Below are 21,333 nucleotides of genomic sequence, written 5' to 3' on the forward strand. Positions count from 1 at the left end.
ATGTATTCTTCCTGCTTGCTTGCCTGGCTTGTAATACATCTATTCGCGGCTTTTATTCCATCGTCAAGGCCCGCGCCACTTCTATCTGATTCGGCTCACCCGCTTTTGCTGGTCTCGCGTACTTCGCCTGGAGATCTTGAGATAGGTGGAGAACTGAGTGGTCTTCCGGCTGGGACCTTACGCTATGTGCGCTACGAAGATCTCCTGAAGCTGCCGCAGGAAACTTACACGGTTTCTGATGATAATAACTTCAAGGGCCGAACCGAGATATCGGGTATAGCTCTTGCAACGCTTGCTAGTCTTTTCGGCAAGTCGTCGCATTCGGACCTTATCATGGCTATATGTTATGACAAGTACAGGTCTAACTATCCGAGTGACTATGTTACTACTCATCATCCCCTGCTGGTGCTCAAGATCAACGGGCAGGAACGCGATAAGTGGCCGCTCTCTATTTACGATGGCGAACTAGGTCCATACCTTATATCGCATCCAACCTTCACTCCATCTTTCAAAGTGCTTGCGCATAAGGATGAGGCGCAGGTTCCTTTTGGCGTGACGCGGTTGGAGTTCCGAACGGAGTCGGTTGTCTTTGGTGCGATTCGCCCAACCGGAAATTGGAGCAAGGATTCGCCGGTGTGGGAAGGATATGAGATCGCTCGCCAGGACTGTTATCGGTGCCATAACATGGGGAACGAAGGCGGCAAAATGGCTGAGCGTTCGTGGCTGATTCTAGCTGCATGGGCTGCAACGGACGCTCCGCAGTTTCAACACTATATCCATAATCCACGATCGGTTATGCCTGCGGCCAAGATGCCGTTACATCCGGAGTACGATGAGCGCACGCTGCAAGCACTGACCGAGTATTTCAAGACTTTTATGCCTGTAAGGAGCGATCGATGATTACACGCATTGCAAAGATTGTATTGATTGCTGCTGTTGCATTTTTTTATACGCTGGTTGTGCTGAATAACACTACGGATTTCGATTCAAACTACCAGTTTGTGCGGCATGTTTTATCGATGGATTCGACGTTCCCCGGCAATCACGGCATGTGGCGCGCGCTGTTGAATCCGGCATGGCATCTGGCTTTTTATTTTTCGATCATCGCCTGGGAGATCGTGACCATGATCCTGCTCTGGATCGGGGTGGTTGCTCTCGTGCGCGCAGTGCGCAGGCCGGTAGCTGATTTCTCAATGGCCAAGCGTATCTCGATCCTTGCTCTTACTCTTGGTATGTTGATGTGGCTGGTTGCGTTTCTTACGGTCGGAGCGGAGTGGTTTCTCATGTGGCAATCGCATTTGTGGAATGGACAGGAAGCAGCTATCCGCATGTTTATCGTTCTAGGTCTGATCCTGCTTATCGTTCTGCAACCAGATCACGAAATGCAGCCCTAACTCAACAAACCTTGACTTAATCCTGATGAACGCGTTCTGTATAACTCATGAGTTATGCAGAATGCCGGTCATGGATTGTCTTGCGCCGGACGACAAACAAGGTCATGCCCAGAGCCATGTAGCCGAGATAGACATAGGGAAACCAGACAGCCGCTCCATCCGGAACCGGATACACACTGCCTACACCTGCTCCGATCATCACCAGTATCGTGATCCAGCTTACGATAACGACGAGATGCGAATGTTGTCCCAGCGCTTTATGCGCGAAGGGCAGCGCGACTGCAACCAATGCGTACGCGGTCAGAAAACCGAAGACTGAAATAGATCCGAGCCAACCGTACATGTCTGTACCGGCTACACCGCGCAAGGCCAACCCCAAAGTGACTGCAAGCATAACAATGGATGTTAGGACGACGCCTGCGCCGGGTGTTCCGAACTTCTTATGTGTGCGGCCAAAGATATCGGGAATCAATCCACTGTGCGACATGCGCAGCAGTACGCGCGATGCTGCGGTGGTACATGCGAGAACGCAGGCAAACATGCTGACAAACGCGCCGATATCAATTGCTGTTCCAAGCGGCGAAACACCGGCCTTGCGTGCGAGCACATGCAGGGGGCTTGCTGAGTCGCTCAATTTTCCAGTCTCGCCGTGAAAGCCGAGCACTTCAGAATACGAACACAGGATGAGAAATATACCCGCCAGGATTGCGCATTGAATAACTACGCGCGGGATGGTTTTGAGTGGATCGCGCGCTTCTTCGCCCAGGGTGGTAGCACTCTCAAAACCGACGAAGCTGAAGATTGCGAGTACCACTGCCGGGCCGAGCGATGAGATGGTAACTCCTTTGAGCCGTAACTGGTCCAGGTCAAAGCGAACACCGTAGTGGCTAAGCAGCAGAATCAGCACGATTGCTATTAGGCTTACGGAGATAACTTCAATCCAGAGCATCATCTCTGCGGATAACTTCACGTCGCGATATGCGATTGCTCCTGTTCCTAAACATACAAAGGCCAGAGTTACAAATGCAGGAGGAACCGATGAGAAAAATTGCGTCATGAGCAGGTTACCGTAATATAAAGCGCCGCCTGCTACTGAGGCGCCAGTGGCTACATACGCTATCAGGAGCGCCCATGCGGCAACTGCTCCAAGCGATGGGCTCAGTGTGTCGGCGGTGTAGGCATAGAGCGATCCAGGGGAGGACGAGAGTCGCGCGAATCTGCTGACACAAAATCCGACCAGTAACATCGCCACTGTCGCCAGTAAGTAGACGAACCATGTGCCATTCCCGGCCAGCGCAAATACGAGTGGAATAGTCAGGGAAGGAGATGTCGAGGGCGCCATGGCAGATACGGATTGCGCTAAAGTTTCAAGTGGCGAAAGCACGCCTTTATGTAGCCCATAGCCTTTGTCTATACGGTTAACACCGTCTGCGTGATACACGTCTGCTGCTGTGCCTGTCTTCGCCACGCACTCTCCTGATTTAAAAGAATCGTCTGGATGCCTTAGTCTGCAGCTTTCCCTGTCAGGGGTCAAGCTCAAAGATCAACACTTGAAGATCAGCGCTCAATTACTGCTTCGATATAGCCATGCGGTTCGTCGATGGGCACAAAGACCTGGTTTGGATTGTTCTGACCGAAGCGACTTAGATCTACCAGAAGACAGTGCAGGTTCGGCATGGTCAGGGTAACGCGCGCTATCTCGGGAATAGCCTCAATCAAGTCTTTACCCATGTCGTAGAGAGTGTGCTGCACGCTAAGACTGTCGTGCTCGGCAAAGGTCTGGATGAGCGTTTCCAATGCGCGTGATCGACTTAGTTCATAACTGGCGGGCGGAGCGTCGTACTCCCAAGCGATGGTGGCTCGTGTTCCCAGGATACGATCTGTACTTTCGGGCAGTGTTGTCAGTTTGTCTTTGATGTATCCGGTAAATGCGGATTTGGTTGTCTTGAGAATCATGAGGCCATCTACGCCGGAAGTCACTTTTGGTTTTTCGCCGCGTAGCTGCTCGATCTTCGCTGTTTGCAATTCCGGGCCCGTCATCGTATACGTTGTGGCATGAGGCAGACCATTGATCAAGGCCTGCTTCCAGCTCTTTTCTTCGATCTCTACAGAGGCTTTCGTTACCTGAGAATTGTTGAGCAGGAGATAGTGGACGAGCTCGATGGCGAACTCCTCCAATGTTGCGGCTTGTGACTCGCGCGCCAGCCAGTAGACGGTATTCTTCATGGTGTCTGTCGGGAGAATCCTGCTGTTGTCTCCATCGGTGAAGGCGCTTTCGAAGTCTCCATGCAGCAGCACTTGCACGCTCCACTCCTTCATCGCGTGATGAGTCTCATGACGTACAACCTTCATGACGCGGACACGTGATTTTCCGTAGCGATTCTCGCCTAGATGAGCCATCGAATCTCCTAACTGCCTCGATAGGTTGTATAGCTGTTATCGCTCAACAGGAGCGGCAAATGATAGTGAGGCTGCCCGTCGATAAGGAAGGTGATGGATATCTCCGGGTAGATACTGCGACGGCCCTGAGTTTCGAAGTATTCGCCTATCAGAAAAGTCAGGCGATATACGCCGTCGCTGGCATCGGGGCACAGATCGCGGCAGCGGCCATCGGAGTCTGTTGCGCCTTCGCGGGCTGCAATCCAACCCGTGGGTGTTTGCTTTTCAAGACGCAAAGGAATGCCTGCGCCGGGTTTGCCTAGAACGGCATCGAGTATGTGCGTTGTGATGGCGCTCATGGTTGTAACCACTTTCTCAGGCGGATTTGCGTAATCTGCCGCTGCTGTTCCGCCGCTTCGCGCAGCTCTGCCTGGCGAGCGCCGGGGAGACGCCGGTTCAGAATTGCGAGCATCTCGTCGGCGCTTTTGCTCGAGGCGCATACGATGTATGTGAAGCCAAAACGCTCTTCGTAGCGCTGGTTTCCGGCGGCAAGCTCTTCAAGCACGCCTGATTGCGCTGTATTCACAGAGGATTGCTCCTGTTGCGACCAATGACTCGACTGGGCTGAAGCGTGAGGCGTTTTTCGATGGCCGATGCGTGGATGGGCGAGGAATGCTTCCATCCAATCCGTTTCCTCCATCTCGGCCCATACCTGGTCGGCTGCGGAATACAGGGCTTCTTCGTCGGCAAAAGGGCGGAGTGCGACGAGTTGCGCGGCCCACCGGTTTGCCGCGCAGCAACTCAGTAGATCGCCGGTCGCTTCTTGTGCGGATTTGCGGTTCCAGGCTGCAAGAATTGCGATCATGCTGCGGTCTCCCTGCTGCTTGATTCGCTGCTCGGACATGGCAGTTGGGCTTTGGATTAGGCGTTAGCATACACGGGCTGAGCGGTGGTTTCAAAGATATGTGTCGGGTTGCGGCTTGGTTCCTCCACGGATTCATTCTCAATACGTCTAACGTGAGGGTATTCTTTTGAAGAAGATGCGCGTTCAAATTCTCCCCTTCGGCGTTTTGAAAGACCTGCTTGGCCCCGCTTCCCGTGAGTTGACTCCAGGGGCGTCGGTAGCGGACCTGCTCGCTATTCTCGGGGTGGAGTTGCGTTCGCAGCCCCGTGCCGCCCAATTGCTTAGCCGAATTGCGGTGAGCGTGAATGCGGAGTATGCCAATGCCGGGCAGATTTTGAACGAAGGCGACGTGGTGGGCCTGCTGCCGCCGGTCTCGGGCGGGGCTGAAAGCGGTGCTGCACATGCTCCTGCGGTGATCACTTATCTCACCCACGAGGTTATCCGGACGCAGGAACTCACGACCGCGGCCGCGCAGGGAAGCGATGGCGCTGTGGTGACTTTCGACGGAATCGTGCGGGATAATACGCGTGGCCGCCAGGTGCTTTCACTGAATTACGAGGCTTATGAGGAGATGGCTTCGAGGCAGATGGCCGAGCTTGCCGCGCAGGCGATCGAGCGTTTTGGAGTGCGGCACGTCACGCTTGTGCATCGTCTCGGGCATCTGGAGATCGGCGAGAGCAGCGTACTGATTGTGGCTGCCGCGGCACATCGCGGGGCTGCCTTCGATGCCTGCCGATGGCTGATTGACACGCTCAAGAAGACGGTGCCGATCTGGAAAAAAGAGACGTTTGTCGATGGGGTTGTGTGGGCGGATGGCGAGCCGTTTCCCGATGAGCTTATGGCTCGAACCGGCGATGCGGCGGAGGCGGCGCAATGAGGCGCGTGACGCATCGTTTTCTATGTGCCAGCTTATTTGTGGATATCGGGGCGAGCCTGGTCCTATGGGCAGGCGTGCCGTTGCTGGCGCAGACGCCTGCGCCGGTAGATAATGCGCAGACTGCTGCGGATGCTCCGATGACGGTTCTGCACATGAACGTCAAGCTGGTGAATGTTTTTACCAATGTTACGGATGGGACCGGGGCGATTGTCGGGGGGCTGACCAAGGATGATTTTTCACTGAAGGAAGATGGTCGTGCGCAGCGGATCGCTGTTTTTGAGCGCCAGTCGGAGCTGCCGCTTAATCTGGTGCTGGCCATCGACACCAGTGGCAGTGTGCGCAAGGATCTGCCATTGGAGCAGGATGCCGCGCGACGGTTTGTCCATGTGCTGCTGCGTGGGCAGGATCAGATCAGCCTGCTGGAGTTTTCTACAGAGGTGCGCCAGGTTGTTGCCTTTACTAACCAGGCGAATCGCATCGATCGTGGCCTTTCAAGCCTGCGCGGAGGTCCGGCTACCGCTTTGTATGACGCGATTTATCTGGCTTCGCAGAGTCTCGCTCCCAGGCAGGGACGCAAAGTGCTTGTACTGGTGACCGATGGCGGCGATACGGCCAATACTGTCACCTATGCGCAGGCGCTTGAGCAGGCTTTGCGCGGCGAAGTGATGGTTTACAGCATTATCGATGTGCCCATTGAGGCGAGCGCCGGACGCGATACAGGCGGCGAACATGCCCTGATTACGCTTGCGGAGCAGACGGGCGGCAGGTATTTTTACGCCAGCGACGGGGGATTGGATAAGGCTTTCAACCAGGTTTCAGATGATCTGCGAACGCAGTATCTGCTGGCGTACTATCCGACGCACCAGCAGCCGGGCATGAACTTTCACCATATACAGGTCACGGTTCCGCGCGCTACTGCTGAATCGTTCAATATTCGCTATCGCACGGGCTATTATTCTGATCCGGGTGCTCAGTAGTAATTTTGTCTTTCTGGTTTGGAGTGGGAGAAGCAGATTCCCTTCGGGAATGACAGCCAGAAAGGCAACGGCAGCGGCTGAGAGCAGGAATAAAATTCTGAGCGCGGTGCAAAATTCAGAACTTGATGCAAAATTCAGAACTTCGATACTGTATGGAAACTGATCCAGTAATAATTTTGATTGCTATAAGCTAAATCTGTTATAGAACAACTATCCTTTCCCCGGCTGCGTCCCACTACAATAAAGGCTTATGAATCCTTCACCCTCCCATTTGCGCCGTTCGAGAACGCCCCCGCCGGGCGATACCGGACAAGAGGCGCTTTATCTCCGTTCCTTGAGCGATCGCCAGGTGAGCGTCAGCGTGCAACTACGCGATGGCGAAACCATCCAGGGCTGGATTGAATATTTCGATGATGGCATGATTCGAATCACGCGCGACGGGCACCCTAATCTCTTTATCTATAAACATCAGGTACGAACAATCACAGAAGTCACACGCAGGCCAGCCCGTAAGGATGCTGCCTCGAAGGGCAAAGCATGAGCAGCGAGACGCAGACACAGAAAAATCTGGTGGGCGAAAACGCACAATTTACCTGGATTCCCAAGGCGTCTGAACTTGCTTTAGAGGCCGGGGCGAAGCTGCGGGATTTCTTTGCCCAGGGAGTCAAAACAGAATATAAAGGCGACGTGGATCTGGTCACCGTCGCTGACCGCACGGTGGAAGCGTACCTGCGCGAGGCACTGCTGCTGGCTTTTCCTGATCACGGAGTCTATGGCGAAGAGGGAACGCGCGACCGGCTTGATTCGGAGTTTCGCTGGTACATTGATCCGCTCGACGGAACGACCAATTTTGCGCATGGTTTTCCGCACTTCTGCGTGTCGATGGGCCTTGAACACCGGCCGGCCGGCATTGCCGACGAGCATGATGGACCGATCGTTGCAGCGTTGATTTACGACCCCATGCTCGATGAACTTTTTGTCGCTGAGCGGGGCAAGGGCGCGTTTCTGAACGGTAAACCCATGCACGTTTCGCCTGTGCCGGTGCTGGGCGAGTCGCTGGTTGCAACTGGATTTCCAAGCCGCAAACGGCACGATAATCCGAACATTCACTTCTACCATGAGCTCACGCTTCGTTCGCATGGAGTGCGTCGCGCGGGCTCTGCTGCATTGGATCTCGCCTATGTCGCCTGCGGACGGCTGGAAGCTTTCTGGGAGTTCAATCTGAACCCCTGGGATACTGCTGCCGGTTTTCTGCTGGTGGAGGAAGCTGGTGGAATGGTCACCGGTTTCGATGGGGCTTATCGCCGCCTCGACAGCAACGAAGTACTGGCGTCGAATCAGCGAATTCACCAGGAATTGCTTGGCTTTTTCGCGGATCTCTTCGCTGGACGAAACCTCGCTCCGCTGCCGTCGCCAATGGACTATGCAGCCCGCCGCGCGGCGCTTGCTGCATCGGAGGCGACCGCAGGTTAACTTCGTATACGCGGTTTGTTTGCTGCCTTTCAGACCGTGATATGAGCACCCTCTACACTGCCAATCGCTCACCCTCTTGTGCTACTATGAGCGAGCAGAAACACCTTTGCGGAGAACTCACTTATGGCATACGTCATTGCAGAACCCTGTATCGGCACCAAGGACACCGCCTGTGTAGACGCGTGTCCCGTCGATTGTATCCACCCCAAAAAGGACGAAGGCGATCACGGTCCAGCCGATCAGCTCTTCATCGATCCAGTCGAGTGCATTGATTGCGGCGCCTGCGTACCGGCCTGCCCGGTATCGGCTATTTTCGCCCAGGACGACCTGCCGGAGAAGTGGGCTCACTTCACCGAGAAGAATGCCGAGCATTTCGGTCGGTAATTTTTCGCAGCAGAAACAGAAAGCTCGAAACGCGCATCCCGTTAGCTCGGGGTGCGCGTTTATATTTTGTGCGTAAGCCAACCGGGCGGTATGACTGCCGCGCATATTAGGCCAGCGTCATCCCCGCGGATTTCGCAGCCTGCTTCCCGGGCTGAGCAGGTAGCAAGATAATCCGCAAAGTAATGCGAAGATAGAAGTTGAATGACCTTGCTCGCCTCAGATGCCGTGGTGCTGCGTACCTGGCCGGTGAATGAATCGGATCTGATCGTCAGTTTTTTTACCCGTGACTACGGCAAGGTCAAAGGTGTTGCCAAGGCTGCCCTCAAGAGCCGCAAACGCTTTGGCGGCGCGTTGGAACCGATGACCCAGGCGCGCGCTTTTTTTGCTGAACGGCCTCGCCAGGAGCTTGTCCGCCTGGACCAGCTTGAGTTGCAGCGGTCGCCGCTCTCCATGCCGGTCGATTACACGAGGGCGGCCGTGCTCAGTTTTTATGCCGAGGTGCTGGAAGAGGCTCTGCCCGAGCACGATCCGCAGGAGACGGTCTTTCGCTTGCTGCTGGCGGTGCTTGAGCAGACATCCGTCGAGCAGCCGTGGATGCCGTTGACCTATTTTTCCCTCTGGATGACGCGCCTTATGGGCTGGCTGCCCGATCTTACCGCCTGCACGCTTTGCGGGGAGCGTTTCGTGGCGGGCGAGGCCAGCTTTCATCCGGGGGCGGATGGCTTGTTCTGCCCGTTGCACAGGCAGGGCAGCGGAGGGTTGCTTGTCGCGGATTCGTGGCTGCTGGCGCAGCGTATTCTGCGCACGCCGATCACCGCATTTGGAGAAGAACCGTGGCCGCGACGGAGAGCCCAGGACCTGCGCCGTTTCACGCTGCAGTCGCTCGAACGCCATCTCGAACGGCGGCTCCGGTCGGCAGAGGCAATCAGTCGAATCTAGCCGAATCGGGATAGATTGAGGCAAATTTGGAAAATAAACGTATGAGGTCGATGCGCGGATGGCTGGTTCGGGCCGGTGCCGTTAGAATTGGATAAGCTTTTTAGCCTGAGAGAGTCCTCTTGTCTTCTGTCCAAAGTATTGAAAGCACTCCTGCAGCCCTTGCGCAGACCCCACTGACGTTTCAGGAACTGCTGTTTCGTTTGCAGTCCTTCTGGGCCGCGCGTGGTTGCGTGCTCCAGCAGCCGTATGACGTTGAGGTAGGCGCGGGCACCATGTCGCCGGAAACATTTCTGCGCGTGCTCGGCCCCAAGCCGTACCGGGTGGGCTATGCGCAGCCTTCGCGCCGTCCTGCGGATGGTCGCTATGGAGAAAATCCCAATCGGCTGTTCAAGCACACGCAATTTCAGTTGATTTTGAAACCGCCACCGGCCAATGTGCAGGAGCTTTACCTGGAGTCGCTGGCGGCTATCGGAATCGATCTGAGCCGCCACGATCTCAAGTTTGAAGAAGACAACTGGGAGTGGCCGGCAGGTGGTGCATGGGGCGTTGGCTGGCAGGTGATGCTGGACGGGCTGGAGATTACGCAGTTCACCTACTTCCAGCAGTGCGGTGGGTTGGATCTCGATCCGATCACGGCTGAACTGACCTATGGCCTGGAGCGCATCGCCGCCTTTTTGCAGGATGTGGACTCGATCTACGACATCGTATGGGCGCGCGATCCGGAGACTGGCACGGCCGTTACGTATGGTGAAGTTCGCCTGGCGGAGGAGCTGCAGTTCTCTGTCTACAACTTTGAGTTCGCCGAAGTAGACAAGCTCTGGACGCACTTTAACCTCTACGAAGCCGAAGCGAAATCGCTGCTGGAGCAGGCCAACGCACTGCTGCAACAGGAAGACGCGGATGCCGATACGAAGCGTCGTTTCCCGCTGCTGGCGACTTACGAGCTGGCGCTGAAGTGTTCGCATCTCTTCAATCTGCTGGATGCTCGTGGCGCGATCTCAGTGACCGAGCGTGTCGGCGTGATTGCGCGCATTCGCACGTTGGCAGTCGGAGTGGCCAAGGCATACGCAGCGCAGCAGGCAAGCCTCAATTAAAGCCAAAGAACAGGCGTCAGGAAAGTAATTCGAGATGGCAGACTTTTTGTTTGAGATTGGGCTGGAAGAGGTTCCAGCCCGCATGATTGCCGCCGCTGAGGCTGAGTTGAGCCGCCGCGTCGAGCAGCTTCTTGTCCGTGAGCGGCTGCTTGCTGAGACGTATTCGGTGCAGAGCTTTTCTACGCCGCGCCGCCTGGCTGTGCTTGTCTCCGGCGTGCTGGCAGGGCAGGCAGATATCGAAGAGCAGCTCACCGGCCCATCGTGGAAGGTTGCGTTCAATAACGATGCGCCTACTCCGGCTGCGATTGCTTTTGCCAAAAAAGCAGGCGTCGAGATTTCAGCGCTCGAAAAAGTTACAACACCCAAGGGCGAGTATGTTGGCGCGACCGTAAGGCGCGCTGGCCGTCAGACTGCGGAGCTGCTGGCTGCTTCGCTTCCTGCAGAACTTACCAGCATTTACTGGCCCAAGAACATGTACTGGAGGCTCAACAAGCCAGAGCGTTTTGTGCGCCCGGTGCGGTGGCTGGTTGCACTGCTCGACGATGCGATTGTGCCCGTTGAATTTGGCGGAATCGCCGCAGGCAACAGCAGCCGCGGTCATCGCGTGCTGCATGGCGACGCTCCGGTGTTGATCGCCAGGCCAGCCGATTATCTTGAGACGCTGCACGCCGTCTATGTGAACGCAGATGTGGCAGCGCGGCGGCACACGATTCGCAAAGCGCTCGATCATGTCACACGAACGGTTCCCGGTGCGCGTTGGCGTGAGGATGAGGCGTTGATCGAGAGCGTCGTTCATCTCACGGAATGGCCTACGGTTTTGCTGGGCAGTTTTGAGCCTGAGTATCTCTCGCTGCCGGAGGAAGTTCTGGTTACGGTGATGCGTGACCATCAAAAGTATTTCGCTGTCGAAGATGCGGACGGCATGCTGGCTCCTCACTTCCTCACGGTGCTGAATACGCAGGTGGATGAGCAGGGTCGTGCGACGATTCGCCATGGCAATGAGCGCGTGCTGCGTTCGCGCTTTAAAGACGCGCAGTTCTTCTGGGAGGCCGATCAGAAGACGTTGCTCACGGAGCGCGTGGAGATGTTGAAGGCCGTTACTTTTCAGAAAGAATTAGGAAGCTATTTCTGGAAGACGGAAGGCAATCTCCGCATCGCCGAACAGCTTGCGGCCAATGTGCAGGCCAAGGGCAAGGTGCTGGATAAGGTTGCCCTGTTGCAGGCTGCCTTGCTGGCAAAGACCGATCTCACTGCTGAGCTGGTCAAGGAATTCACTGAGCTGCAGGGCATCGTCGGCGGTCTTTATGCGAAGGCGCAAGGGCTGGGGGATGCTGTCGCAGCCGCTATTTACGCACAGTACACGCCTGCTTCGATTGAAGACGATATTCCGGAGACCATCGAAGGGCAGTTGCTCGGCATCGCGGATCGTATTCACACGATCTCCGCCATGTTTGGTATTGGCAACGCGCCTACCGGGTCGAGAGATCCTTTTGCGCTGCGCCGCAATGCCAACGCCATCATCAAGATTCTTGCCGAGTCGGAGCTGCCGCTCACGCTGGCTGAAGTCGTCTCCATCTCGGGAGCGGAATCGGATGCGGTTCCCAGCTTTCTCGCCGAGCGGCTTAGCTTCTATCTCAAGGATGTTCGCGGCTTTGCGTATGACGTGGTGAGCGCGGTTCTGGCTGTTGGGGCAGACGATGTTCGCGATGCCATTGCGCGCGCGGAGGCATTAACTGCCGTGCGTGGTTCCGAAGATTTTGTCGCTATCTCCGCAGCCTTCAAACGCATCAAAAACATTCTGCGCCAGGCTGCCGAAAAGGACGAGCCACTGGCTCTGAATACTGCGTTTAGTGCTGCCTTGATCGAGGCCGAGGAGCGCGATTTGTATGCGGCCTCATCAAAACTTGCGGCCATCGTTTCAGAGCTTCGCGAAGAGGGAAACTATGCGGCGGCGCTTGCGGCAATCGCCATGCTGCGGCCTGCTGTGGATGCCTTCTTCGACAAGGTGATGGTTATGTCTCCTGAGCCGGATGTGCGCGCTGCACGGCTTGCGCTGATTCAATCTGTTCTGGATGGTTTTTCAGGCATTGCCGATTTCAGCGAGATCGTCACGGCCTGATTTGAAACTGCAGACACGACCGCAGGCAGAACGGGCCATTATGAACCCGGAGAAGTCTCATCGCTAACGGAATCTATTGAGACATCTCCGGATTCAACGGAAGAATGAACGGGGAAACGAATCCCGCACACCTGTTTGCGCGTCTAAAATTAATAGAATGTCCGATGCTTTTTCACTCAGTCTTTGGTACCCGCAATTCCGCTTTGCCTCCCTTGGCGAAAAGCTGGAGCTGGTGCTACGCCAATTCGCCTCGCATGGCGGTGAACCAGGAGTTTTCTCCGCAACTGCATGGCCTGTGAACTGGCGGGAAGCCGCTGCTTTCCAGGAGATTTATGGCCTTGGGGAGCATGGCGCGCGAATCGAATACGCGATAGAGGAAGCAATGGAGCTTCTTCATGCCGATTACGCTTACGAATTTCAGATTGGCTGGACGCTTTGGGAGCCGGATCTGAACGGCGGCCTGCATCCGAATTGGGTGCGTACTCCGCGCCTGGTTCGTGTGATCGGCTATGGGCCGGAGTTTGACGAAGGCGCCTTCGAGCAGGAGGGCCATATTCGCATCGACTTCGGAACGGACGCGCCGTTCCTGCAGGAAGATGTGGAGCTGACCCCGGAAGCGATTCGCTGCATTGAAGAAAACGTGCGCCAGCTTATCGATCTGACCAATGCCGTCGAAAAGGAATCTGAAGCCTCTGCCCGTCTAATCTGGTCGGAGTTGGGCGAAAGCCTTGCAGCGCGCCTGGTTGCACGTCTAAATCTAAACCGACTGCAATAATCGGAATGTCTTGAAGATCAACCGAGCCGTCCTGATGACCGAGCAATGTCCAGCCAGTGAAAGAAGTCAGCAGGCGGCGCGGCCATGCCCGCGAATCGCCTTATGAATGAGCCGACAAAGCTGCAACGCTCCACGCCGTGGTTTACGATCGAGCGCCTGCGGACGCTGGTGATCATTGGCGGCGTCTTGTTGATTGCGGCGATAGCGCTCTTTCTGGCAGCGGGGCAATGGAAGCGGCGGTTTCTCAGCAAGGACCTGCCCGGCAGGCTTGGAATCGACATCTCGCAACAGGCCGACGGCGTCAATTACACGCAAACGCGCAAGGGCAAGACACTGTTCAAAATCCACGCGGCCCGCGCTGTGCAAATGAAGAAAGACGGCAAGACGTTGCTTCATGACGTCAAGATCGATCTCTACGGTGAAGACGGCAATCGCGCGGATACGATCTCAGGCAGCGAATTTGAGTATGACCCGACGGCAGGCATAGCGCATGCCATTGGTGCGGTCGAGATTGAGTTGATGCGGCCCGGCGTTGCTCCGGCGATTGCGCAGCTCAAGCCCGGCGCGCAAAAAAGCCCTGCCCTCCCCAACCAGGTTGCGGGAGAGATTACAGACAACGATATTCACGTCAAGACAAGCGGCCTCACTTTCGATCAGAAAAGCCAGGTTGCCACAACCGATCAGCGGGTCGATTTCGCGTTGCGCCAGGGCAACGGCAGTTCGATTGGAGCGACCTTTGAGTCCGGTAAGGGACATCTCGTTCTCAACACAGCTGTGGAGCTGCACATCGATCAGGCTGCCAACCGCACCGGCGGTCCGGTTACCATTCATGCCAGCCACGGCGAATTCACGCGTGGGCAGCAAATTTGCGAGTTGACGCGGGCCTTGGCGGACTACTCCGGTGGCAACGCGCAGTTTGGAAACGCGCTGATCCATTTTCGTGACGATGGATCCGTAATCAAACTCGATGGCTCAGGCGGAGTGGACATCCAGACCAAGGCTGGAAGTCACGTTACAGCGCCCGTGGGCACGATGGATTTCGACGAGAAGAATCATCCTCGTCATGGATTGTTGCAGGGCGGCACCACTTTGGAGATGACCGAGGCCATGCGGCACGTGCTGGGATCGTCCCCGACTGCCCAGCTTGATTTTGATGGCGAGGGCCAACTGAAACACGCCTACCTTGAGCGGGGCGTTGTCTTCAATAGCCAGCAGCAGGTCACGACTCCGAAAGGTGCCGCGGCCCAGCTTCATCGAACCTGGAAGTCGCAGACTGCGGACATTCTGTTTGCCGTTGCCGCGCCTGCCAATGCGGGCAAAAAATCTTCGCAGGCGAAAGGCCAAGCTCCAAGCCAGGCCCAAAGCGATATCTCTTCTAAAGTCGAGCCGCGCACGATTCATGGCACGGGCGGAGTGGTGATCACATCCGAGACCACCATCGCTGGAATTACGGTTTCCGGCGGCGCGGGGACCGGCGCAGGAGCTGGCGCGGCAGCTAATTCAGGAACAGGCGTGGCCGGCCCATCCAGGCTTTCTGCCGATTCGGTTGTGGCCCAACTTGAGCCGGGTTCCGTGCTGTCGAGTCTCTCTGGAACCGGTCATGCCAGCTTTGAGCAGCGCACGGCCCAGGGAGTTCACCAGGCCAGCAGTTCCGACCAGCTCGATGTCCGGTTTGAAACCGGGGCGGGACATGCGAATGGTCATGCTTCCGCCAAAAACGGCGTACAGGCAAGCGGGGTACAGGCAAGCGGCGCACAGGCAAATGCAGTTCATGAAAGTGCGGAAATCGCTTCGATCACGCAGGTTGGTCACGTGCTCCTGATGCAGGATGCGACGCCTGGGCATGGCGGCAGCGCCGGGCAGTCGCCGGTTCGCGCTACTGCTGCCCGTGCGGACTACGATGGATCGAGCGAGCTGCTGCATCTCTCCGGCTCTCCGCGCGTTCAAAACGGCGCACTGGATATGACCGCGAACCGCATCGACTTTGCTCGTGCCAGCGGGGATGCGTTTGCTCACGGCGATGTGAAAGCAAGTTGGAGCGGCAGCGAGGGCAAGTCTGCTTCCGCGCCGAATCTGGGCGGCAATGGTCCGGCGCATGCCATTGCAGCGGAGGCGGAGCTGCACCAGTCCACGCAGGAAGTTACTTTCCGCGGATCATCGGGTGTTCCGGCACGTTTGTGGCAGGCGTCCAACTCGGTTTCTGCGCCCACGATTCTGCTCAATCGGCAGAAGCAGACGCTGACTGCGACGGCCAGTGGTCAGGCCAATCCTGTACATACCGTTCTGCTCAGCAACTCAAAGCCCCGGAGCGGTTCGGAGAAGACATCCGCCAAGGCAAAGCCCGATGGCCCCTCGATCATCCAGGTACGCAGCGGTGAACTGCATTATTCTGAGGGAGAGCGGGTTGCGCTTTTCAGCAGCGGCAGCGTTGGCAGTGTGACGACGGATACTTCCGGAGCGAGCGGGGCGGCAACTGTCGTTTCGGACGAGGCTGAGGTCAAGCTACTTCCTCCTGGAGTGCATCCAGCCGTGCAAGCCGGGCCAGGCACTGTGCAAACCGGATCAGGCACTGCGGGGAATCCGTCGATCGATCGCATGACGGCACGCGGGCACGTCAATGTAATTTGGCCAGGGCGTAGAGGAATTGGCGATAAACTCGTCTATCTTAGCGACGACGAGACCTTTACGCTGACCGGAACCGGCGCCGCGCCTCCGCGTATTACCGATCAGGTGCATGGAAACGTCACTGGCAGCGCTTTGATTTTCCATACGCGCGATGATAGCGTCACTGTCGAGGGCGACGGTGGCAAAACCGTTACCGAAACGCAGGCTCCCAAAAAGCGGAGTTGATTGGCAAGAACGTTTGGATGGGAATGCAGACACTCAGCGCCGAGGGAATCGGCAAATCGTATAGCGGTCGACAGGTTGTCCGAGAAGTCAGCGTCAGCATCACGCGCGGAGAAGTTGTCGGTCTGCTCGGCCCTAACGGCGCAGGTAAAACCACCAGCTTTTACATGATCGTGGGTCTGGTGGCCCCGGAGTCGGGCCGCGTCATGGTCGATGATGTTGATATCACGCGTGTTCCCATGTACCTGCGCGCCCGCAATCACGGCATCAGCTACCTGCCGCAGGAGCCGTCGGTTTTTCGCAAGCTCACGGTGGAGCAGAACATTCTCGCAGTCCTCGAAGCGCAGCCAATCCCCGACCACGAGCGCCGGGCACGCACCGAACGCCTGATTCAGCAGCTCAATCTGCGCCATATTCGCACGACGAAGGGCTATGCGCTCTCAGGCGGCGAACGGCGGCGCGTCGAAATTGCTCGCTGCCTCTGCATTCAGCCCAGCTTTTTGTTGCTGGATGAGCCCTTCAGCGGTATTGATCCGATTGCCGTACTCGATTTACAAAAGATTATTTTTGATCTCAAGTCCAGTGGAATCGGCATCTTAATTACTGACCACAATGTACGCGAGACGCTTTCCGTAACCGACCGGGCGTACATTATTGCAGAGGGAAAAATCTTTCGTACCGGCACGCCTCACCAGTTGGGTAACGATCCTGAAGTGCGCCGTGTCTACCTGGGTGAGGGTTTTTCATTGGATTAAAATGCCTGGGCATCATTTTCCCGTTATAAACCATGCCCATTCCGGTACAACTGTCCTGAACCTGAACAACTTCGTCAAGCCATCGGGGACAAGAGATTTACACTTGTCATGAACAACCGATCGGGACACCCACTATGCCACTGTTGCAGCCGAGATTGAATCTGAAGGTATCGCAACGTCAGATCCTGACCCCAGGACTGATGCAGATGGTAAGTGTGCTCGCGTTGAATAAACTTGAGCTGACCGAGATGATCAACGCCGAGATGATCGAAAATCCGGTGCTGGAAGAAATCGACGAGTCTGTACCGAGCCTGGACGAGATCGGTGGCCGCGAGGCGATGCGCGACCGGGTTGTGGAAGAAGCACCGGTGACGCCGAAAGATCCATTCGAAGAGATCGACTTTGGCTCTTATTTTCAGGATTATCTCGACCCCGGTTTCCGCACCAGCCAGGAGTACGAGGAGCTGGATAAGCCCTCATTCGAGCATTTTCTCTCGCAGCCGACGACGCTCACCGACCACCTGCTCTGGCAGCTTGGCTCAATGAGCCTTGAAGCGCATCTACGCGAGTCCGCCGAATTCCTCATAGGCAATCTGGATGAGGATGGGTATCTGTCGACTTCGCTTGAAGAGCTTGCCGAAGCGTTCGCGGGAAAAGAGGATACGCAACAGTCTTCGCTGGACCGGATGCGTGCCGCGCTTGACGTGATCCAGCATCTGGACCCGGCGGGTATAGGCGCGCTCGATCTGCGTGACTGTCTGCGGATTCAACTGAATGCACAGTTACGCGAGTTGGAGCTGGTCTTCGATCGCATCCCTGTTCATGAAGCTGATGAGTTTGGCGAGTTGGATGTCGCGGATGAGATGCATGGGGAGCATCTGTCGCAGAATCGAGATCACCGGACTGCTTCCGTGCATGCGCCGGCGTTGAATTCTGATGCAGAGTTGGTTGATCTTGCCGCTGAAGCGCACAGCCCGCACCACAGCCTGCACGCTGACGCGGAAGTGGTTCTCGATCAGCGCCGACAGACGTTTGCAACTGCCAAGCTCATTGTTCGCGACCATTTGCAACTGCTGCAAAAGCGGGATATCAAAGAAATCTCCCGCGCAGTCTCGCGGCCAGCCACTGAAGTCAACACGGCTATTGAGCTGATCCGCACGCTGGACCCTCGGCCGGGCCGCCGCTATAACCGCGAGCAGACGCGGCTCATCGAGCCCGACGTTGCTTTTGTGAAGCGCGGCGATACCTGGATGGTGGCTATGAATGAAGAGGACATGCCCACTCTTCGCCTGAGCCAGCGCTACCGCCGCATGCTGGTCGCCGACGGCACGGATAAGGAAGTAAAGGATTACGTCAAGGAACGCTTCCGCTCGGCAATGCAGTTGATGCGCAACATCGCTCAGCGCAAGAGCACGATCCTGCGCACCTGCGAGGTGATTGTGCGGCGGCAGCAGGAGTTTCTCGATGTGGGCATCGAGGCGCTGCGCCCGATGATGATCAAAGAGGTCGCGGAGGAGATTGGCGTTCATCCCTCGACTGTCAGCCGCGCCGTGGCCAACAAATACGCGCACACTCCGCAGGGCGTGATCGAACTGCGCTTCTTCTTCTCTGAAGGGGCGAATGGCCCCGAGGGAATGGACACACCGCTGGTCGTTCTCAAGCGCAAGGTGCGCAAGCTCATCGAAGAAGAAAACCCGCGCCATCCGCTGACGGACGATCAACTCGCCGCGTTGCTACAAGGGCAGGGAATTCAGGTCACCCGCCGCACTGTCGCCAAGTATCGCGAAGATCTGCACATTCCATCGACCCACCAGCGCCGCCGCCGCGAAGCGTAATACTGCTCTTCTTGCGCTATCCTGCAGCGTTTATTGATGAGTAAATACGGAATCAATTTCTGGATAGTCCCTCGCGGATGTGACACACTGTTGGCATCAGCTCTGTAGCCAAAAGGTCTTCGCTTGAATTTTCGTCGATTGCGCGTCTTTGCTTTTGTTGCCACGCTTATTTTTATTTGGCAGGTTCGCACTGCTGACAGCCAGCAGCAGCCTAATACCAATGCGACGTATCACCAGTTGCGCACGTTGTTGCCGGGTCCGGCGACGATCGTGGTGGACAACTTTACTCTCAAGCGCGACTCGGCCACGTTTACCTTTACGCATGGGGAGTTCGCTCTCTTTGGCGAAGTGAATGGCAAGGTCACAGGTGCGGTTTTTGGCGGGACGGGGCATTTTCATCTGACGCCGCCGACTACGGTGGAACGGCACAATCTGCAGATCCTCACCAAAAAGTCAGAGTTCGACGAAGATTTCACACGGGTGGTACTGCGCTTCTCCGACAAAACTGCGGACGAACTGCGCAAGGCTGCCGTGAGCGGAAAGCAGGCTCAACCGGATAGCAGCCTCGTCCAGGCGGCAACGGAGTTTCACACCTTTCAGCGTGAGCATCTTTTTGAAAACATCGACCTTCGCCTGCTTGAAGATGTTCTAAGCCCGGCACCATCGGCAGAAGGCGGCTTCTTTCTCGCGGCCATCAAAGGCTCCACGGATTCGCACCTGATCTTTGAGATCGATCCCCACGGCGCTCCCGTCGTAACTCCGGAAGAGGTAAGGCTGAGCAACTGGAACCAATGGGGCTGGACCTTTCCCTCGGCTTTTCATCTCGCGAGTGAATATACGGCCGGCACGGATAGCAGCCGGCAGGAAAACACGCCCTTCCACGTTGAGAGTGAAGACCTCGATACAACGATCGAAAAGAGCGGCTTCCTCGGCGGAGTAGCCACAGTGCATCTGCATGCCCTGGAGGACGGACTTGCAGTGGTGCCGCTCGAACTGTTCCCGACATTGCGCGTAAGCCATGTCGAAGGCGAACACGGAGAGGCTCTCGACTTTGTGCAGGAGAAGAGAGAGGAAGATGCCGATTTTGCGGTCGTCCTCGCTACGCCTCTCAAGAAGAACGATACGGCGATCCTCAAGATCACGTACGGCGGCAAGGATGCAGTGGTCAATCGCGGTGGCGATAACTATGATCCCATCGCGCGCGAAAACTGGTTTCCCAACGGAGGCACTTCGTTCGGCAGTTATTCGCGATACAAGATGCGCTTTCATTCGCCTAAAGAGACTTCGTTAATTGCGACGGGCGACAAGTTGAGCGATAAAGTAGATGGCAAATCGCGCATCACCGAGTGGGATTCCATGACGCCGCTGCCGGTTGCGGGATTTCATCTGGGCCTTTTCGTCGAGAAAGATGGGAAGACTCCAGATGGTTTGGCGGTATCTGCCTATGCCAACAGTGAACTGCCGAGCTGGGCACAGGGCGTTCGAAACGCGGCTAACGATGAGGGCATGGGGCCGCAGCTTGGGTCTCACATGTCAGGCATGGCCGTCGGTAATCTGAATACGACCGGGATGCTTCCGGCTACGTTGTCGCAAGGCACAGTTGCTGCGCAGATTTACACGAACTATTTTGGCAAACTGCCTTTCGATCATCTGGCCTTGTCACAGCAGCCTGCATGCGACTTTGGTCAGAGCTGGCCGATGCTTGTGTATCTGCCGATCTGCGGCTTCTGGGATCAGACGATTCAGAATCAGTTCGGGCTCAACCCTGCTGATCCGTATTGGAAGACGGTGACAGCGCATGAAGTCGCGCATCAGTGGTGGGGCCACACCGTGGGATTTATGAGTTACCGCGACCAGTGGATGAGTGAAGGTTTTGCCGATGCGTCGGCCTCAATCTTTCTCCAGAAGACACGCAAGACGCCCAATGATTTTCGTGATTTCTGGAAGCAGCTCAAAACGCAGTTGACGGACCGCAATGCCGATGGATTTCGTCCCATCGACGTGGGCCCGGTAACGATGGGCAGCCGGCTCAGTTCGCCAAAAACCGGATGGAGCGTCTATCAGAACCTCGTCTATCCCAAGGGCGCATACATTCTGCACATGGTGCGTATGATGATGTTTTCTTCGAAGACAGGTGACGCGGATTTCATCGCCATGATGCATGACTTCGTCGATACCTACAGGCTCAAGGTCGCTACTACCGAGGACTTCAAAGCAATGCTTGAGAAGCACATGACACCCGGCATGGATCTCGATCACAACCACAAGATGGATTGGTTCTTCAACGAGTATGTGTATGGCACCGATCTGCCGCAGTATCACTTCGAGACGCAGCTAAAAGAGAACAGCGACGAGGACTCGCTCTACTTCAAACTTACGCAATCGGGTGTTCCGGAAAGCTTTAAAATGCTGGTGCCTGTCTACCTGGAACTCAGCGATGGACGCGCGGTTCGAATGGGCACTGTGACGATCATCGGCAATCAGGTGGTGGAGAAAACGATTCGGCTGGCCAAGCCTCCGGTCGCTATCAAGAAAGTCTCAATCGACTACATGCATGACGTGCTGGCAGTAGAAAACTAGT

19 protein-coding genes are annotated in these 21,333 nt (G+C 56.2%); 15 read left to right on the forward strand and 4 right to left on the reverse strand.

Annotated elements, in window-relative coordinates:
* On the forward strand, positions 1-900 hold the full coding sequence (locus OHL19_RS09965; protein WP_263357510.1) for a c-type cytochrome: 900 nt from the start codon (positions 1-3) through the stop codon (positions 898-900).
* Positions 897-1,394: a DUF2165 family protein gene (locus tag OHL19_RS09970; RefSeq protein WP_263357511.1), complete on the forward strand. Its 498-nt coding sequence runs from the start codon at positions 897-899 to the stop codon at positions 1,392-1,394. Before OHL19_RS09965 ends, OHL19_RS09970 begins: the two co-directional genes overlap by 4 nt.
* A 52-nt stretch (positions 1,395-1,446) precedes the next feature.
* On the opposite strand, the gene OHL19_RS09975 is transcribed toward OHL19_RS09970, so the two are convergent.
* The 4 genes from OHL19_RS09975 to uraD form a co-directional block, all read right to left on the reverse strand.
* Positions 1,447-2,862: an APC family permease gene (locus OHL19_RS09975; protein ID WP_263357512.1), complete on the reverse strand. Its 1,416-nt coding sequence runs from the start codon at positions 2,860-2,862 to the stop codon at positions 1,447-1,449.
* Positions 2,863-2,951: 89 nt separating this feature from the next.
* Positions 2,952-3,794, reverse strand: a complete 843-nt coding sequence (gene pucL / locus OHL19_RS09980; RefSeq protein ID WP_263357513.1) for a factor-independent urate hydroxylase — start codon at positions 3,792-3,794, stop codon at positions 2,952-2,954.
* A gap of 8 nt (positions 3,795-3,802) precedes the next feature.
* Positions 3,803-4,132, reverse strand: a complete 330-nt coding sequence (uraH, locus tag OHL19_RS09985; RefSeq protein ID WP_263357514.1) for a hydroxyisourate hydrolase — start codon at positions 4,130-4,132, stop codon at positions 3,803-3,805.
* The gene (uraD, locus tag OHL19_RS09990; protein WP_263357515.1) at positions 4,129-4,638 is read right to left on the reverse strand and encodes a 2-oxo-4-hydroxy-4-carboxy-5-ureidoimidazoline decarboxylase; all 510 of its coding nucleotides are present in this window, start codon (positions 4,636-4,638) and stop codon (positions 4,129-4,131) included. The genes uraH and uraD overlap by 4 nt, the downstream gene beginning before the upstream one ends.
* A gap of 175 nt (positions 4,639-4,813) precedes the next feature.
* Between uraD and OHL19_RS09995 the strand changes: the two genes are divergently transcribed.
* The 13 genes from OHL19_RS09995 (at position 4,814) to OHL19_RS10055 (ending at position 21,332) form a co-directional block, all read left to right on the forward strand.
* Positions 4,814-5,554, forward strand: a complete 741-nt coding sequence (locus OHL19_RS09995; RefSeq protein WP_263357516.1) for a molybdenum cofactor biosynthesis protein — start codon at positions 4,814-4,816, stop codon at positions 5,552-5,554.
* Positions 5,551-6,531 (forward strand): VWA domain-containing protein, encoded by a 981-nt coding sequence (locus OHL19_RS10000; protein ID WP_263357517.1) that lies wholly within the window; start codon positions 5,551-5,553, stop codon positions 6,529-6,531. Before OHL19_RS09995 ends, OHL19_RS10000 begins: the two co-directional genes overlap by 4 nt.
* Positions 6,532-6,781: 250 nt before the next feature.
* Entirely contained in the window at positions 6,782-7,072 is a 291-nt protein-coding gene (locus tag OHL19_RS10005; RefSeq protein WP_263357518.1) for an RNA chaperone Hfq, read from the forward strand.
* Complete coding sequence (locus OHL19_RS10010) at positions 7,069-8,004, forward strand: inositol monophosphatase family protein (protein ID WP_263357519.1); 936 nt, start codon at positions 7,069-7,071, stop codon at positions 8,002-8,004. Before OHL19_RS10005 ends, OHL19_RS10010 begins: the two co-directional genes overlap by 4 nt.
* 123 nt (positions 8,005-8,127) lie before the next feature.
* Complete coding sequence (locus OHL19_RS10015) at positions 8,128-8,388, forward strand: 4Fe-4S dicluster domain-containing protein (RefSeq protein ID WP_263357520.1); 261 nt, start codon at positions 8,128-8,130, stop codon at positions 8,386-8,388.
* Positions 8,389-8,589: 201 nt separating this feature from the next.
* The gene (gene recO / locus OHL19_RS10020; RefSeq protein ID WP_263357521.1) at positions 8,590-9,327 is read left to right on the forward strand and encodes a DNA repair protein RecO; all 738 of its coding nucleotides are present in this window, start codon (positions 8,590-8,592) and stop codon (positions 9,325-9,327) included.
* A gap of 119 nt (positions 9,328-9,446) precedes the next feature.
* Entirely contained in the window at positions 9,447-10,421 is a 975-nt protein-coding gene (locus tag OHL19_RS10025) for a glycine--tRNA ligase subunit alpha (protein ID WP_263357522.1), read from the forward strand.
* A gap of 34 nt (positions 10,422-10,455) precedes the next feature.
* A complete protein-coding gene (gene glyS / locus OHL19_RS10030) occupies positions 10,456-12,540 on the forward strand; it encodes a glycine--tRNA ligase subunit beta (RefSeq protein ID WP_263357523.1) in 2,085 nt (694 codons plus the stop codon).
* A gap of 157 nt (positions 12,541-12,697) precedes the next feature.
* The gene (locus OHL19_RS10035; protein WP_263357524.1) at positions 12,698-13,315 is read left to right on the forward strand and encodes a hypothetical protein; all 618 of its coding nucleotides are present in this window, start codon (positions 12,698-12,700) and stop codon (positions 13,313-13,315) included.
* A gap of 84 nt (positions 13,316-13,399) precedes the next feature.
* Positions 13,400-16,165: a hypothetical protein gene (locus tag OHL19_RS10040; protein WP_263357525.1), complete on the forward strand. Its 2,766-nt coding sequence runs from the start codon at positions 13,400-13,402 to the stop codon at positions 16,163-16,165.
* 23 nt (positions 16,166-16,188) lie between these two features.
* On the forward strand, positions 16,189-16,917 hold the full coding sequence (gene lptB / locus OHL19_RS10045; RefSeq protein WP_263357526.1) for an LPS export ABC transporter ATP-binding protein: 729 nt from the start codon (positions 16,189-16,191) through the stop codon (positions 16,915-16,917).
* A gap of 134 nt (positions 16,918-17,051) precedes the next feature.
* Positions 17,052-18,752, forward strand: a complete 1,701-nt coding sequence (locus OHL19_RS10050; RefSeq protein WP_263357527.1) for an RNA polymerase factor sigma-54 — start codon at positions 17,052-17,054, stop codon at positions 18,750-18,752.
* A 123-nt stretch (positions 18,753-18,875) separates the two neighbouring features.
* Positions 18,876-21,332, forward strand: a complete 2,457-nt coding sequence (locus OHL19_RS10055; RefSeq protein ID WP_263357528.1) for a M1 family metallopeptidase — start codon at positions 18,876-18,878, stop codon at positions 21,330-21,332.
* The last annotated feature ends 1 nt before the right edge of the window (position 21,333 follow it).

The organism is Acidicapsa ligni (assembly GCF_025685655.1).
GTDB lineage: Bacteria > Acidobacteriota > Terriglobia > Terriglobales > Acidobacteriaceae > Acidicapsa > Acidicapsa ligni.

Bases quoted from the DNA above. Each gene is read 5' to 3' on its own strand.
- OHL19_RS09965 (WP_263357510.1), top strand. From the start codon at position 1: ATGTATTCTTCCTGCTTGCTTGCCTGGCTTGTAATACATCTATTCGCG.
- OHL19_RS09970 (WP_263357511.1), top strand. From the start codon at position 897: ATGATTACACGCATTGCAAAGATTGTATTGATTGCTGCTGTTGCATTT.
- pucL (WP_263357513.1), bottom strand. From the start codon at position 3,794: ATGGCTCATCTAGGCGAGAATCGCTACGGAAAATCACGTGTCCGCGTC.
- uraH (WP_263357514.1), bottom strand. From the start codon at position 4,132: ATGAGCGCCATCACAACGCACATACTCGATGCCGTTCTAGGCAAACCC.
- uraD (WP_263357515.1), bottom strand. From the start codon at position 4,638: ATGATCGCAATTCTTGCAGCCTGGAACCGCAAATCCGCACAAGAAGCG.
- OHL19_RS09995 (WP_263357516.1), top strand. From the start codon at position 4,814: ATGCGCGTTCAAATTCTCCCCTTCGGCGTTTTGAAAGACCTGCTTGGC.
- OHL19_RS10000 (WP_263357517.1), top strand. From the start codon at position 5,551: ATGAGGCGCGTGACGCATCGTTTTCTATGTGCCAGCTTATTTGTGGAT.
- OHL19_RS10005 (WP_263357518.1), top strand. From the start codon at position 6,782: ATGAATCCTTCACCCTCCCATTTGCGCCGTTCGAGAACGCCCCCGCCG.
- OHL19_RS10010 (WP_263357519.1), top strand. From the start codon at position 7,069: ATGAGCAGCGAGACGCAGACACAGAAAAATCTGGTGGGCGAAAACGCA.
- OHL19_RS10015 (WP_263357520.1), top strand. From the start codon at position 8,128: ATGGCATACGTCATTGCAGAACCCTGTATCGGCACCAAGGACACCGCC.
- recO (WP_263357521.1), top strand. From the start codon at position 8,590: ATGACCTTGCTCGCCTCAGATGCCGTGGTGCTGCGTACCTGGCCGGTG.
- glyS (WP_263357523.1), top strand. From the start codon at position 10,456: ATGGCAGACTTTTTGTTTGAGATTGGGCTGGAAGAGGTTCCAGCCCGC.
- OHL19_RS10035 (WP_263357524.1), top strand. From the start codon at position 12,698: ATGTCCGATGCTTTTTCACTCAGTCTTTGGTACCCGCAATTCCGCTTT.
- OHL19_RS10040 (WP_263357525.1), top strand. From the start codon at position 13,400: ATGCCCGCGAATCGCCTTATGAATGAGCCGACAAAGCTGCAACGCTCC.
- lptB (WP_263357526.1), top strand. From the start codon at position 16,189: ATGCAGACACTCAGCGCCGAGGGAATCGGCAAATCGTATAGCGGTCGA.
- OHL19_RS10050 (WP_263357527.1), top strand. From the start codon at position 17,052: ATGCCACTGTTGCAGCCGAGATTGAATCTGAAGGTATCGCAACGTCAG.